The sequence below is a fragment of the Chelatococcus sp. YT9 genome, from assembly GCF_018398315.1.
In the GTDB taxonomy this organism is placed as follows: Bacteria; Pseudomonadota; Alphaproteobacteria; order Rhizobiales; family Beijerinckiaceae; genus Chelatococcus.
The window spans coordinates 314,204-326,878 of record NZ_JAHBRW010000002.1 but is presented as its reverse complement, the minus strand read 5'-3'; the positions used below and the strand labels follow the sequence as shown (position 1 = coordinate 326,878).

11 protein-coding genes are annotated in these 12,675 nt (G+C 62.2%); 4 read left to right on the top strand and 7 right to left on the bottom strand.

Annotated elements, in window-relative coordinates; translation table 11 throughout:
• The first annotated feature begins 21 nt into the window (after window positions 1-21).
• Window positions 22-924, top strand: coding sequence for a GntR family transcriptional regulator (locus tag KIO76_RS21540; protein WP_213325648.1), 903 nt, complete (start codon window positions 22-24; stop codon window positions 922-924).
• Between the two features lie 197 nt (window positions 925-1,121).
• On the opposite strand, the gene KIO76_RS21535 is transcribed toward KIO76_RS21540, so the two are convergent.
• The 7 genes from KIO76_RS21535 to KIO76_RS21505 form a co-directional block, all read right to left on the bottom strand.
• Window positions 1,122-2,207 (bottom strand): ABC transporter substrate-binding protein, encoded by a 1,086-nt coding sequence (locus KIO76_RS21535; protein WP_213325647.1) that lies wholly within the window; start codon window positions 2,205-2,207, stop codon window positions 1,122-1,124.
• 48 nt (window positions 2,208-2,255) lie between these two features.
• Window positions 2,256-3,761, bottom strand: a complete 1,506-nt coding sequence (locus KIO76_RS21530; RefSeq protein WP_213325646.1) for a M81 family metallopeptidase — start codon at window positions 3,759-3,761, stop codon at window positions 2,256-2,258.
• A gap of 57 nt (window positions 3,762-3,818) precedes the next feature.
• Window positions 3,819-4,880: an ABC transporter substrate-binding protein gene (locus tag KIO76_RS21525; protein ID WP_213325645.1), complete on the bottom strand. Its 1,062-nt coding sequence runs from the start codon at window positions 4,878-4,880 to the stop codon at window positions 3,819-3,821.
• 33 nt (window positions 4,881-4,913) lie between these two features.
• Complete coding sequence (gene fabG / locus KIO76_RS21520; RefSeq protein WP_213325644.1) at window positions 4,914-5,684, bottom strand: 3-oxoacyl-ACP reductase FabG; 771 nt, start codon at window positions 5,682-5,684, stop codon at window positions 4,914-4,916.
• Window positions 5,684-7,417 (bottom strand): acetolactate synthase catalytic subunit, encoded by a 1,734-nt coding sequence (locus KIO76_RS21515; protein ID WP_213325643.1) that lies wholly within the window; start codon window positions 7,415-7,417, stop codon window positions 5,684-5,686. Before KIO76_RS21515 ends, fabG begins: the two co-directional genes overlap by 1 nt.
• The gene (locus tag KIO76_RS21510) at window positions 7,414-8,769 is read right to left on the bottom strand and encodes an aspartate aminotransferase family protein (protein ID WP_213325642.1); all 1,356 of its coding nucleotides are present in this window, start codon (window positions 8,767-8,769) and stop codon (window positions 7,414-7,416) included. Before KIO76_RS21510 ends, KIO76_RS21515 begins: the two co-directional genes overlap by 4 nt.
• Before the next feature lie 108 nt (window positions 8,770-8,877).
• Entirely contained in the window at window positions 8,878-9,564 is a 687-nt protein-coding gene (locus KIO76_RS21505) for a GntR family transcriptional regulator (protein ID WP_213325641.1), read from the bottom strand.
• A gap of 202 nt (window positions 9,565-9,766) precedes the next feature.
• On the opposite strand from KIO76_RS21505, the gene KIO76_RS21500 reads away from it, so the two are divergent.
• Genes KIO76_RS21500 through KIO76_RS21490 form a run of 3 tightly spaced genes read left to right on the top strand, consistent with a single transcriptional unit; the run spans window position 9,767 to window position 12,633 of the window.
• Window positions 9,767-10,900, top strand: coding sequence for an ABC transporter ATP-binding protein (locus tag KIO76_RS21500; protein WP_213325640.1), 1,134 nt, complete (start codon window positions 9,767-9,769; stop codon window positions 10,898-10,900).
• Window positions 10,901-10,903: 3 nt separating this feature from the next.
• Window positions 10,904-11,770 (top strand): ABC transporter permease, encoded by an 867-nt coding sequence (locus KIO76_RS21495; protein ID WP_213325639.1) that lies wholly within the window; start codon window positions 10,904-10,906, stop codon window positions 11,768-11,770.
• Window positions 11,770-12,633 carry an ABC transporter permease gene (locus KIO76_RS21490; RefSeq protein WP_213325638.1) on the top strand — a complete coding sequence of 288 codons (864 nt, stop codon included), beginning with the start codon at window positions 11,770-11,772 and terminating at the stop codon, window positions 12,631-12,633. Before KIO76_RS21495 ends, KIO76_RS21490 begins: the two co-directional genes overlap by 1 nt.
• Window positions 12,634-12,675: the final 42 nt, after the last annotated feature.

The following is a 12,675-nucleotide window of genomic DNA, read 5'->3' as shown; positions in this document are numbered from 1 at the left end:
CCTTAGAACAGAAGCAGATCCATGGCGCGATCATCCAACCAGAGTCGGCACCGCCTCGCCAACCAGATCCTCGATCTCATTCGGGACGCGAAGTTTGAGCCAGGCCATCATTTGCGCGAGCAGCAGCTTGGCGACTTGCTAGGTGTTTCGCGGACACCGATCCGCGCTGCATTGATGCTTCTGACCGAGCTCGGAATCGTGGAGGCTCGCCGGAACCAGGGCTTTTTCCTCATCAAGCCGTTTGACGCGCTTCACCGCATTGAAATTGAGGTGCCGACGTCCCTTGACCAGAGCCTTTATGAACAGCTCGTACGAGACAGGCTCGCCGGGATACTCCCGCAGTCATTGACTCAGAGTGAGATCGCACAGCGTTACGACGTTGATCGCGTAGTGATGTTGAGGACGCTCGGGCGACTTTCAGAAGACGGACTAATCGCGCGCAACAAGGGGCACGGCTGGACTTTTCTCCCGACGCTCGACTCCAAGCTCGCGCTTCACTCGAGTTACGACTTCCGCCTGACGATTGAGCCGGCGTCATTTCTCCTGAGCACATTCAAGCCCGACATGGCCGCCCTTGAGCGCGCCCGACTGCAACACATGTATCTCGCGTCACATCCCGATATAAGCGGCGTCGACAGCATGCAGCTCTTTTCGACGGATGCAAGTTTCCATGAGATGTTTGCAGAGTTCAGTGGAAATGTTTTCTTTCTGCAAGCCGTACAGCAGCAGAATCGTCTGAGGCGTCTTCTTGAATTCGGTGGTTACCGGAACCGGCGGCGCGTTCGCGAGTGGTGTAAAGAACATCTCGCTATTATCGACGCCGTTCTTGCCGGAGATTATCGACGCGCCAGCGAGGTGATGCACGCGCATCTCTCCAATGCGGTCGGCTCCTCCGGCACCCCGATCGTGCGCGAGAAGCCGTGAGGCGTCGGACGGGCGGATGAGCCTACTCCGCGTATGCGGCTGCAGGGCGAGATCGTGGTTGTGCAACTGAGATCTCATTCCTCACAGCCGGGTTGCCCTTGCTGTGGAGGCGCTCTGACGCGGAGGACGCAGCCGCGCCGTGGCCGCAAATGCACTGGCTGGATGGAATCACATGATTCCATCCAAGTTGAATCTGTTCAACGCTGAATCCATGCGTTCCATGCGTTGAGCATCCGTGCCTGGTTGGCAGCGATCCACGCGGTATCGTGCTTGACGACGGCCCGGAAGGCTTCTGGTGAACTGGGTATATTAGCGCGGGCTGCTTCGCTCATCAGAGCAACCGCGTCTGTGCTGGGCGGCGTAACGTTCAGTTTTTCAGCGAGCTTCGCTTGGATTGTCGGGTTGTCGAGGTAATATTTGAGCAACGCTTCAGCGCCCGCGGGGTTGGGGCCGTCACGCAGGACTTGCATGGTGTCGGCAAGCAGGAACGCGCCCTCATATGAAGTTCCGACCGGCTGGCCTTCTGTCTTCAGGGCAGAGGCGCGTGTGCCCCAGATCATGCCGACGACATATTCCCGGTTGCGGAATCCCTGCTGGCTCTGGTCCCCGGTGCGCCACCACAGCTGAACTTGTGGCTTGATCGCATCGAGTTTTTTGATCGCCCGGTCGATGTCGAGCGGGAAAAGCTTGTCGGCCGGCACGCCGTCGGCAAGCAGTGCAGCGGCGAGCACGCGCCAGGGATCGTTGAAACTAGGCAGCGCACGCGCACCTGGAAAGCGCTTGATGTCCCAGAAGTCAGCCCAGTTTTTAGGCTGCCCATTCTTGAAGTCGTCTGTATTCACGGCGAGTAACGTCGCATTGAGTGTAATGCGGACGCCAGATGGATTGCAGGCTTTGTCCACGAGATCCTTACGGGTGACGAACTGTTCGCAGAACGAGGTGAGATCGCGCGTGAAAGAACGATTTTGTTCAGACTCCGCGATTATATCGACGTTATTGATAATGTCCCATGTGACACTTCCGGCCTTCGCCATGGCCTGGGCGCGGGTACGCTGCTCAGCATCGGTCGCCGTGACGGTGGCGACCTTGATACCCGTTGCCTTGGTGAAGGGCTCGAACCAGATCTCCTTGAGCGCCCTGTCGTAGACGCCGCCCGTCGTGGCCACGACGACCTCACCCGACTGGGCTGCAGCAGCCGTGGTGAGTAGGAGACCAAGGCCGATCTGGCGAGCAAGACCGAAGATGAGGCTGCATGCGCTTGGGCGCGGACCAATGGTGCTCATAGTCAAAATTCCCCTGGTGTGTTGAATAGCAGGTAAGGGCCGAGGACCTTACGCGGCCGTCGACGGCCGGATACGGGTGAAAATCTCCGCAATGAAGTCTGGGTCCGGGATCATGTCTTCCGGATAGACCGGCCGACGTTTCGTGAACGGCAGGAGGCCCGGACGATAGTTCGAGATGCCTGGCGTATCGACGACCACACAGGAGCCGATCGGCCCAAATGATATTTTGAAATGGTAGCCGGACTTGGCGACGATGACATCCTGGTCGTCAAGTTCGATGCCTTGACTGCGAAACGCCGCCGGATCCTGGGTGAAACCTGGAAGGCTGGTCACCAGGACGGTGAGGTTGCTCCATCGCAGTACGGCCGTGTCACCGAGAGTGGCGGGTTCGTTTTTCAGATAGGGACCATCATGCACGAAATGGCCATTGCCGAGGCCTAGTACGGACCATTCTGCGTGGAACGGCGCAACGCCTTTGGAGAGGCCCCCGCCAATCGCCGCCTCGAACACTCCGCCGACCCCGGAGCGTTGCGCGCGGAGGACAGCGTCAGGATCGGTGATTGGGACGACCGCGTTGAGATCTGGCCAGTGCCGCGCGATTTCGGACATGATCACCGTACCATCACCGGCTGCGCCAGCCAGTACGCGATCGCCCTGATCGCCGAGAATGACAGGCGTTGACAGACGACCGGAGGCGACGTCCGCGAGCGCGGTCTCGAGCGGCGTGAAATCCGGCGTGAATGCGTCACGCAGGTCCCATAGCATGCGGGCAAGATCCTCGACCGCGTCCTTGGCGCTGGCGGGGTCGTCGTTTGCGATCGCCGTGATGCACTGGGCGCCGCCCGGCACGTTGACAAGGGTTGTGCAATTGCAGATCGAGATATCGAGCAGCGATGGATGTTGCGCCAGTATCTCGCTTCGGCGCGCGTGGAGGCTGGAGAGAGGTCCGCGCGCGGTCTCCATCTGCGCCCCGAAAATCAGGGGCAGCCATATCGCCGCCGTCACGGGTGTGATGCGCCGCTGTACGGTTTCGACGAGCAGGGTCGCCGCGCGTTCACCGGCGAGGTGATAGTCCGTATGCGGATTCTCCTTGCAGGCGAGCACGACATCCGTGTCGGCGAGCATAGCCTTAGTGACATGGGCGTGCAGATCAAGGCTGACTGCGATGACGGTCTGCGGTCCAGCCGCTTCGCGGATAGCCGTGATCAGGGCGCCTTCCGGATCATCGAGGCTTTCGGTGATCATTGCGCCGTGAAGGTCAAGGTAAACGCCGTCGGGACGTGTGGTCTCGACAGCGGCGACCATCTCACCGCGGAGTTGCGAGAAGAGACGGTCGTCCACCGGTCCGCCGGGCGGTGCTACCGCGGAGACGCCAGACAGGATCTCGCATCCCAGATCGGCGAGGACACGACAGGCACCGCCCAGGGCGGAGCTTGATCCCGCCGCTTTCTCGAGCAGCCTTGAGCCCCGGACAGTCGCGAAATTGTCCGCCCTCGTTGTCAGCCTGCTGAAGCTATTGCCTTCATGGAAAAGGCTGGACACGAATATGCGCATGGCGATCGCCCGTGGGATACTTTGATCTGCCTGGACTGGAGAGGAAGAAGGCGGTGCTTATTGCTGCAGCCAAGCATTCCAACGATCGAGCAGCCGCGCTTTATTAGCGTTGATCCACTCGCTGTCCGGTACAATGAGGCCTTTGAAAACCTCGGGAGCGAGCGGCAAGGCCTGCTGCGTCTCCGGGCTCATCATGGCGGCAGCTTTCCGGCTGACGGGCGTACAGGTCTGCGCCTCGCAACGCTTCGCCTGGCCTTCCACGTTCGATAGATAGAACTCCAGGAAACGCAGGGCATTCTCACGATTCGGCGCCCCTTTCACGAGAGCCCAGCGGTCGCCGACGAGAACGGCCTGATCAAGGCTCCATTCGAGTGGCTGCTTCTCGGCCCGCAACGCGGAGGCCCGTGTCTGCCAGATCATGCCCATCACATATTCGTCGTTGCGGAAACCCTGGACGCTCTGGTCACCGGTTTTCCACCAGAGCGCCACATGCGGCCGGATCTCGTCCATCTTCCGGAACGCACGGTCGAGATCGAGCGGAAACAATTTGTCGGCCGGCACCCCATCTGCAAGCAGGGCTGCCGCCAGCACCCGCCAGGGATCATTGAAGTTCGGCAGCGCGCGGGGGCCCGGGAAATCCTTGACGTTCCAAAAGTCCGCCCAATTGCGCGGCTTGGCGTTGGCAAACTTCTCGGCGTTGTAGACGAGCATCGTGGTGCCGTAGGCGGCGAGCACGCCTGCGGCGTTGCAGGCGCCCGGCAAAAGGTCGTCGCGGCTCGAAAACTGGGCACAGAAGGCGCTCATGTCTTCGTTCAAGGCGCGATGCTCGGCCGACGACGACTGGATTTCGCCGGCCTGATAGAGGTCCCAACTTACTTTTCCGGCCGCCACCATGGCTTTCACCCGTGCGACGTTCTGGGCGTCTGACCCTGAGACAGAGACGATTTTGACGCCGGTTGCCTTTTCGAAAGGCTCGTAGAAGGTCTCGCGCAGGACCTGTTCCTGGACGCCGCCCGTCGTCGTGATGACGAGCTCATTCCGGGACTGAGCGTGGCTATCCCCATGTGCGAAGCCCACTCCGATCAGGGCCGAAACAAGCAATGCTTTGCGATTGACCATGCGGATCTCCTGGCGATCAGGTTGTTCTGGCGTTCAGGCCGGGGTGAATTCGCCGCCGTTGATGTCGAGGACCGCGCCATTCACAAAGCCGGCCTCCGGTGCGGACAAAAAGACGACAGCGCGGGCAATGTCTTCCGGACGCCCGAGGCGGTGGGCCGGAATACGGGACAAGGCGGATTGGTTGGCTGGAGATGACGAGTGGCCGGTCATCTCCGTCAGGATCCGGCCGGGACAGATGGTGTTCGCCGTGATCCCGTATTCCGAGTATTCCGAGACGATCGAGCGGGCGAGGCCGGTCAGCGCTGCCTTCGAAGCGACATAGCTTGCGCCGGCGATGCGCGGCGCCGTGCGCCCGGCGATCGAGCCGATGAGGATGATGCGGCCGTGACGTCTTTCTACCATGCCGGGCAGGACGGCCTGGCAGCAGAGCATCGCGCCGGTGAGATTGACGGACAGCACATCGTTCCATTCGGCAAGTGGGATCTCGCCGAGTGGCGTGCGGCCGCCCGGCCCTTTGGGTGAGAAACCCGCGTTGCAGACGAGCGCATCGATCCGCTCGAAGCGCGCGGAAACGGCGGCAAAGAAGCCGATGATGGCGACCGGTTCCCTAAGATCGAGCGTGTCAGCGAACAGGCCGTCATCTCCGAAACGCCCCGCCAGTGTCTCGCGGGCGCTCTCGACATGGGTGCGCTGCTGACTGAAAAGTGCGACGGCCCAGCCTTCCGTGAGCAGCGCTTCCGCAGCGGCGAGGCCGATGCCGGAACTGCCACCCGAGACGACAGCGACAGGACGAGCATGGTCCATCAGGCAAGCTCCGGTTCCGGTGTGACGGCGTGATCGAGCGTGCCGTCGAAAAGCGAAATCGCCGGATGGGCATCAGGGTCGGTCATGACCTCGATCAGTGTCGGGTGATTGCTCCCGAGAGCTTCACGAAGGGCTGGCAGAATCGCGGAGGGCGTATCGACGCGAACTCCTAAGCAGCCGCAGGCGCGGGCAATCGCGACGTGATCGACGGGGGCGAAATGGCATGCTGTAGTGTAGGCTCCGAACTTCACGGTCTCGGCATCCTTCTGGTAGCCGAGGATGCCGTTGTTCAGGACGATGACCGTGAGGGCGATGTCCATCCGCACCATTGTCTCGAGTTCCGCCCAGGAATGGGCGAAGCCGCCATCCCCCACGAGCGCGACGACCCGCGCGTCGGGCTTCGCGACCTTCGCGCCCATCGCGAGCGGCAGGCCCCAGCCAAGACCCGCGAGGCCGCGCGGCGTCAGGAAGCGCATGCCGGGAGCCAGTCCGCGCAACTGGCCGACGACCCACATCGAGGAATAGCTCGCATCCGCGACGACGATGGTGTCGGCCGTCAGCAGCCCCTGCAGCTCGGCCATGATCCGTTCCGGCCGGATCGGACTGGTGTTGTGCTGGACGAGCGGCGCGCGAGCGGCCTCGAACTGGCGCCACATCGCGGCGATGCGGGCTTCCAGAGCGGGCCGCGCGTGGTTGCGCGATGCCAGATCCATCCGTCCGAGCGCATCCGCCAGCGCTTCGAGCGTCTCGGCGGCCGTGCCGACCAGGCGAAGCGCTTCGTAGTTTCGCCCGATCTCCTGCGGATCGATGTCGATCTGGATGACACGCGCCGTGGGAGGCACGAGCCTCCAGCTGTCGGTGCCGTTCTGGTTGTTGCGCGTGCCGACCTGAAGGATCACGTCGGCGTCGGCCAGCAGCTCCCGGCTATATCGGCCGAGCGAAGCCGGCCCGACGAGCGCGCCGAGGACGCCGCAGGATAGGGCGTGGTGCTCGTCGACGGCTCCCTTTCCCATATTCGTTGTGAAAACGGGAAGGGCGGCGAGATCCTGAAGCCGCGCCAGAGCGGCCGGCGCGCCTGTGGAGAGCGCGCCGCCACCTGCCATGACGACCGGATGCCGCGCCGCGGCGATCGCCCGCGCGACGATTTCGAGATCGGCCTGGGCCGGCCGTATGCGGTCCAGTGGGAAGGAGCCATAGCTCGCGTTGCGCTCAAATGCCAAGGGTATCGCTGTGTCCCGCAGGAGATCAGCGGGCAGGAGCAACACCGCAGGGCCGGGCCGGCCGCTAGCGGCTGCGGCAAAGGCCGCGTCAATATAGTCGTCGACGCGATCAGGTCCGGACAGCCTGCGAGTCCACTTCGCGCAAGGTGCGAACAGCGCGACGTGATCGAGCTCCTGGAAGGCGTTCTTGTCGACCTGATGCCGCTCGACATCCTGGACAAGTGCCACGATCGGAATGCTCGCCTTCAAGGCCTCGGCGAGCGGCGGCACGAGAAGGGCCGCGGCAGGGCCGTTCTGTGCGGCGACGACAGAGACGCGTCCCGAGATCCGGGCGAAGCCGTCGGCCATGGCGCCGCCCATGTTTTCCTGGCGGTAGGCTATCTGACGAATGCCGATCGCCTCGGCGGCGAGGATCACCGCCGAAGGCAGGCTCTGTCCGAAGATGACGTCGACGCCATGGCGCTTCAGGGCACGGGCAATCGCTTGCGCGACGGTGGGTTTCGGGTTGGTCATACTGCGAGGCTTTCGATGAGGTCGCTGCGCTTGGCAAGAAAGTCGTCGAACACCGAGGCGACGCGGTCGGTATCCGCGGTGGTCATCGGGGTGGAGAGGCAGGCGGCGGCACCGTTCGGAAGGATGATTCCGCTCTCGGCGAAGGCGCGACTGAGTTCCCTCATGACATAAGCCTGGCTGGCCGTTGCCGTCGCCTCGCGGAAATCACGGGGGAGGACGGCCTTCGGGTGAATCCGGAAGAGGGATGCGGCCCCCGAGATTGAGAGTGGAGCCCGGTTTCGTGCGATCGCGGCCGTGAGTTGTCCACGCAGCCGGTCTCCCAGTTGCTCCAGATGGGTAAAGGCCGATCGGTCCAGCGCGGTCATCGAAGCGAAGCCCGCGACCATCGACAGCGGATTGGCCGAGAAAGTCCCGCCCTGTGGCAAAAGCGGCCGCCCGCCGGATGCGTCGAAGACGCTCATGATCTCCCGATTGCCGGCGATCGCGCCGACAGGGAGGCCGCCACCGATGATCTTTCCGAATGTGAAGAGGTCCGGGGACAGCCCGTAGCGCGCGGAAGCGCCTTCATAGGCTTGGCGAAAGCTCAACACTTCGTCGGCGATGATGAGAATGCCATGTTGATTGGCTATGCGCTGTATCGCCGAAACGAAATCGGGGGTTGGAGCGATCAAACCAGCGCGGCTTGGCATCGGGTCGAGCACGATGGCCGCCAGGCCGGCGGCGTGGGCTGTGATCTGCTTCTCCAAGAGAGCGACATCATTGAAGCGGAGCGGCACCACCTCGCTCAGAACGGACGCGGGCATGCCGCGATAGTAAGGCACGGTCGCCGGTGCATCCGCCTGCCCCCAAGTGCCCGGTGTGCTCGCCTGACTGACTTCGACCCAGTCATAGGCGCCATGATAGGCGCCCTCGATCTTGGCGATCGCAGGTCGCCCGGTAAAAGCACGGGCGGCCTTGATGGCGAACATCACCGCCTCCGAGCCCGTATTGACGAAGCGGATCGTTTCGACGCCGGGGACGCGTCCGCAGATCAGTTCAGCAAGATCGATCTCCGCCAGCGTAGGATTGGCGAAACAGGAGCCGGAGTGCAACTGGCGGGTGACGGCCTCGATCACGGGCAGGAAGCGATGGCCGTGGATGAGCGTCGTGAAGTTTCCATTCAAATCGAGGAAACGCCGCCCATCGACATCAACGAGATAGGCGCCTTCCCCCTTGTCCATATAGCGGGGGATAGGATCACGCTCGATCGTGATCCGTGTCGTGCCGTCAATGAAAACGCGTTGCGCGCGTCTGAACGCTTCCCGCGAAGCGCTCCCTACGGAGTTGTGACCTTCGGTCGTCGTTGCAGTCATTGTTCTCGATCCAAGAACCGCTGGAGGGCGCGCGGTCAGGAAGAGCTAATGACAAATTGATATTTGATGCAACAAAAAATTTAGCTGGGCCTTCTTGGTTCTTGAGCGCTAGTTACGCGAGGCGATCATCGTTTTCAGACGGACATAGCCATCGCGGATGTCCTGCTCTACGGCGGCCCTCACCTTGATACCGTCTTTTGTGCGTAGCCCCTCGATGGCGGCCATGTGATTGGAGACGCCCCGCCGGTTCTGGGCGAAGTCCGGATAGAGCTCATTAAGCGAGGGGCCTACCCGCAGCCAGAGCGATTCGATCATCGCGACGAGTCGCGGCCATCCGGACAGACGATAAATCAGGAAATGGAATTCCCGGTTGACCTTGAGGACCTCGCGATAGTCGGCGGCGTCCAGTCCCGCATTGATGGCGGTCTGCATCCTCTCCAATGCCGTAACCTCGGCTGGCGCTGCCGCAAGGACCGATCGCTCGGCGGCCAGGCCCTCAAGCGCAAGGCGTGTGGCCGTCACCTCATCGAGGGCGTCGAGCGTAAGCGAGGGGATAACGACCGTCTTGGGACCTTCGTTGACGAGAGCGCCTTCGGAGAGCAGCCGGTTGATGGCATCGCGCGCCGGTGTCGTACTTACACCAAGGGCAGCTGCGACCGATCGCACGGTCAGCTTTTCATTTGGGGGGAAGGAACCGGCGACGATAATCTCCTTCAGGCGTCCATAGGTGAGCTCCCCCAGGTTGGACTGGCGAGCAATCGGTGTGACGACTCCGGCGAGCAAATGCTCCGACATGACAATCCTCATGTTGCTTGATGCATCAAATACCGGCAGTCTTCACGCACCGCCAGTCCAGCTACGGTCGAAAGCTGAAATTCGGCGGTTGACAAGTGTAAAGTTATAAATGATACATCAAACATCAAAAACTGACGCTGCCCGATCATAAAATGGTCGAGGAAAGCCACTTGCAGAGGTTCGAAGCGGGATTATGAGCGGGATGTCGAACAGCGATGCCTTGCAGGCACGCCGAAGCCTGACACCTCCGAAAGGCGAAGCCATCGTCATAAACGGCATATCGAAGCGGTTTGGCCAGATTGTCGGTGTGGACGAGGTCGATCTCCATGTCGAGGCCGGTGAGTTCCTCTCGCTCTTGGGTCCTTCCGGCTCCGGAAAGACCACGCTTCTGATGATGCTGGCAGGTTTCGAAACACCGAGTTCTGGCACGATCACGTTGGGTAGCCGAGACCTGACACATGTGCCGCCCAACAGGCGCGGCATCGGAATGGTGTTTCAGCGTTATGCCCTTTTCCCGCATATGAGCGTGGCGCAGAATGTGGCGTTTCCGCTCAAGATGCGCGGCTTGGGCAAGGCCGATATCGCCCCGCTTGTCGAGCAGGCCCTGGCGCGTGTGCGGCTTCAAGATTACGGCGACCGTTCGCCGGCGCAGCTCTCGGGCGGCCAGCAGCAGCGTGTCGCCGTGGCGCGGGCGCTGGTCTTCCAACCACCGGTCCTCCTGATGGATGAGCCCCTTGGAGCCCTCGACAAGAAGTTGCGCGAAGAGCTCCAAATCGAGATCAAGAAGCTGCACGCGAGCCTCGGCATCACCATCATCTATGTGACGCATGATCAGGAAGAAGCGCTGACGATGTCCGACCGCATCGCGGTCATGGACAAGGGGCGCATCCAGCAGCTGGGCAGCCCGGTGGCGCTGTACCATGAGCCGAACAGCAGCTTCGTCGCCGATTTCATCGGCAAGATGAACTTCCTGAAGGGGATCGTCAGTGGCCTGGACGATCGTTCGATCCATGTCACGGTCTCGGGGCAGACTATCAGCGTCGCGCGGTCCCAGCTCGGCGGCCGCGATGAGATTGCCGTCGGCCGCCCGGTCCGCATCGCGGCCCGTCCCGAGAGCCTGAGCCCGGCGGAGACCAGCGAGGGGGCAATCGCCGGGGAGATCGAAACCACGATCTTCCTTGGATCGCATAGGACCCTGATCGTTAGGTCCGACGACGGGACACAGCTCCAGGTGCAGGTTCCCTCGTCCAATCGCGATAGCGGTGCCGAAAAGCGTGGCAGGGCCTTTGTCCGGCTGGACCCAAGCGCCGTTCGCGTGTTCGCAGGCGAGGGCTGAGTGATGGCTGATGTGACAGCTGCCCCTTCGGATCGCACAGCCGCCGGCCAGCTTTCCCCCTCGGCCTCGGTGGCGCTCGCGCTACCGCTCATCTTGCTGCTCGTCCTGGCGTTTCTCCTACCGGTCGCGAAACTCCTCTTGGGCAGCATTTTCACGCCGACCCCCACGGCGGAGAATTATCTGCGGATCGCGCAGGAACCCATCTTCCTGCGCATTCTCCTGCGGACGGTGCAAACAGCCGCCATTGTCACGCTTCTCGCCTTCGTCCTCGGCTATCCCGTCGCTCTGGTCATGACCAGGCTTAGCGGTCGCGCTGCGATGCTTGTCGCCGCCTGCGTCCTGATCCCGCTCTGGACCAGCGTGCTTGTCCGATCCTATGCCTGGATCGTGCTTTTGCAGCGTACGGGAGTGGTGAACAGCACGCTCATGAGCTGGGGACTGATCGATCAGCCGCTGAAGCTGATCTACACCGAAGGGGCCGTCATCGTGGCCATGACGCATGTGCTGTCTCCCTACATGATCCTTCCGATTTTCTCTGCGCTCCGTTCGATCCCGCCGGAACTCGATAGGGCAGCGCGCAATCTTGGCGCCGGACCCTGGACGAGCTTTACCGCCGTCACACTGCCGCTCAGCCTTCCTGGCGTTTATGCGGGGGCGATCATGGTCTTCATTCTGTCTCTTGGGTTCTATGTCACGCCGGCGCTGGTCGGCGGGCCCCAGAACCTGACCATCGCGACCTTGATCGGACAGCAGACGACCGAGCTGCTCAACTGGCCATTCGCCGGCGCGTTGGCCGGGGTCTTGCTGCTGGTGACGCTTGGTCTGGTCGGCCTATTCAGGCGGTTCCTCAGCTTCGGAAAGGCTGCGTGATGTCGACGACGCTGTCGGAAACCAACGCCCTGGATGCCTTGCGCTCGCCCCCAGCTTCGAAAGCGGCCTTGCATCCAGCCCTTGGCCGCTGGCTTCTCAACAGCTTCGTGGGTCTCGTCCTCGTGTTTCTCCTGTTGCCGACGCTGCTTGTGGTGCCGATGTCGCTGGGGGAAGCCGCCTATATCCAGTTTCCACCAAAAGGGCTGACCCTGAAATGGTATCGGGCCTATTTCTCGGACGCGGACTGGATGAACGCGACATGGTTCAGCCTGAAGATCGCGCTGGCGACGACCCTGTCGGCGACAGTCATTGGTACGCTGGCGTCCTTCGCCCTCGTACGCGGCAACCTGCCGGGGGCGCGGGCGCTCCAGGCCTTGACGCTCGCGCCGCTGATCGTCCCCCATATCGTGTTGGCGGTCGCGCTCTATCTCGTCTTCGCGCCCGTCGGGCTCACCGGTAATTTCACAGGCTTCGCGATCGCCCATACCATGATGTCGGTGCCCTACGTCATGCTCACGGTGTCAGCCGCGCTGCAGCGGATCGATCCGGCTCTCGAGCTCGCCGCACTCAACTGCGGTGCGTCCAGGGCCCGGGCCTTCTGGCATGTGGTGCTGCCCAACATCGCCCCGGGCGTCGCGGCCGGAGCCGTCTTCGCCTTTCTTGCCTCCTTCGACGAGGCAACGGTGGCTTTCTTCATCTCCGGTGTCGACGGCAAGACCATCACGCGCAAGCTGTTCGAGGACATCGACTATAATCTGACGACGGTCATCGCGGCTGCCTCGACGGTCATGGTCGTCCTCTCCCTCGTTTTGATGGGTGGGGTCGAGTGGCTTCGCAGCCGGAACGCGGCATCGACACGGTAGGACCTCCAACCGACGCCTGGCCTGGAAAGCACCGCTCTCGAG

Excerpts from the sequence above, each read along its gene's own strand:
- KIO76_RS21540 (WP_213325648.1), top strand. The coding sequence starts at position 22 with ATGGCGCGATCATCCAACCAGAGTCGGCACCGCCTCGCCAACCAGATC.
- KIO76_RS21535 (WP_213325647.1), bottom strand. The coding sequence starts at position 2,207 with ATGAGCACCATTGGTCCGCGCCCAAGCGCATGCAGCCTCATCTTCGGT.
- KIO76_RS21530 (WP_213325646.1), bottom strand. The coding sequence starts at position 3,761 with ATGCGCATATTCGTGTCCAGCCTTTTCCATGAAGGCAATAGCTTCAGC.
- KIO76_RS21525 (WP_213325645.1), bottom strand. The coding sequence starts at position 4,880 with ATGGTCAATCGCAAAGCATTGCTTGTTTCGGCCCTGATCGGAGTGGGC.
- fabG (WP_213325644.1), bottom strand. The coding sequence starts at position 5,684 with ATGGACCATGCTCGTCCTGTCGCTGTCGTCTCGGGTGGCAGTTCCGGC.
- KIO76_RS21515 (WP_213325643.1), bottom strand. The coding sequence starts at position 7,417 with ATGACCAACCCGAAACCCACCGTCGCGCAAGCGATTGCCCGTGCCCTG.
- KIO76_RS21510 (WP_213325642.1), bottom strand. The coding sequence starts at position 8,769 with ATGACTGCAACGACGACCGAAGGTCACAACTCCGTAGGGAGCGCTTCG.
- KIO76_RS21505 (WP_213325641.1), bottom strand. The coding sequence starts at position 9,564 with ATGTCGGAGCATTTGCTCGCCGGAGTCGTCACACCGATTGCTCGCCAG.
- KIO76_RS21500 (WP_213325640.1), top strand. The coding sequence starts at position 9,767 with ATGTCGAACAGCGATGCCTTGCAGGCACGCCGAAGCCTGACACCTCCG.
- KIO76_RS21495 (WP_213325639.1), top strand. The coding sequence starts at position 10,904 with ATGGCTGATGTGACAGCTGCCCCTTCGGATCGCACAGCCGCCGGCCAG.
- KIO76_RS21490 (WP_213325638.1), top strand. The coding sequence starts at position 11,770 with ATGTCGACGACGCTGTCGGAAACCAACGCCCTGGATGCCTTGCGCTCG.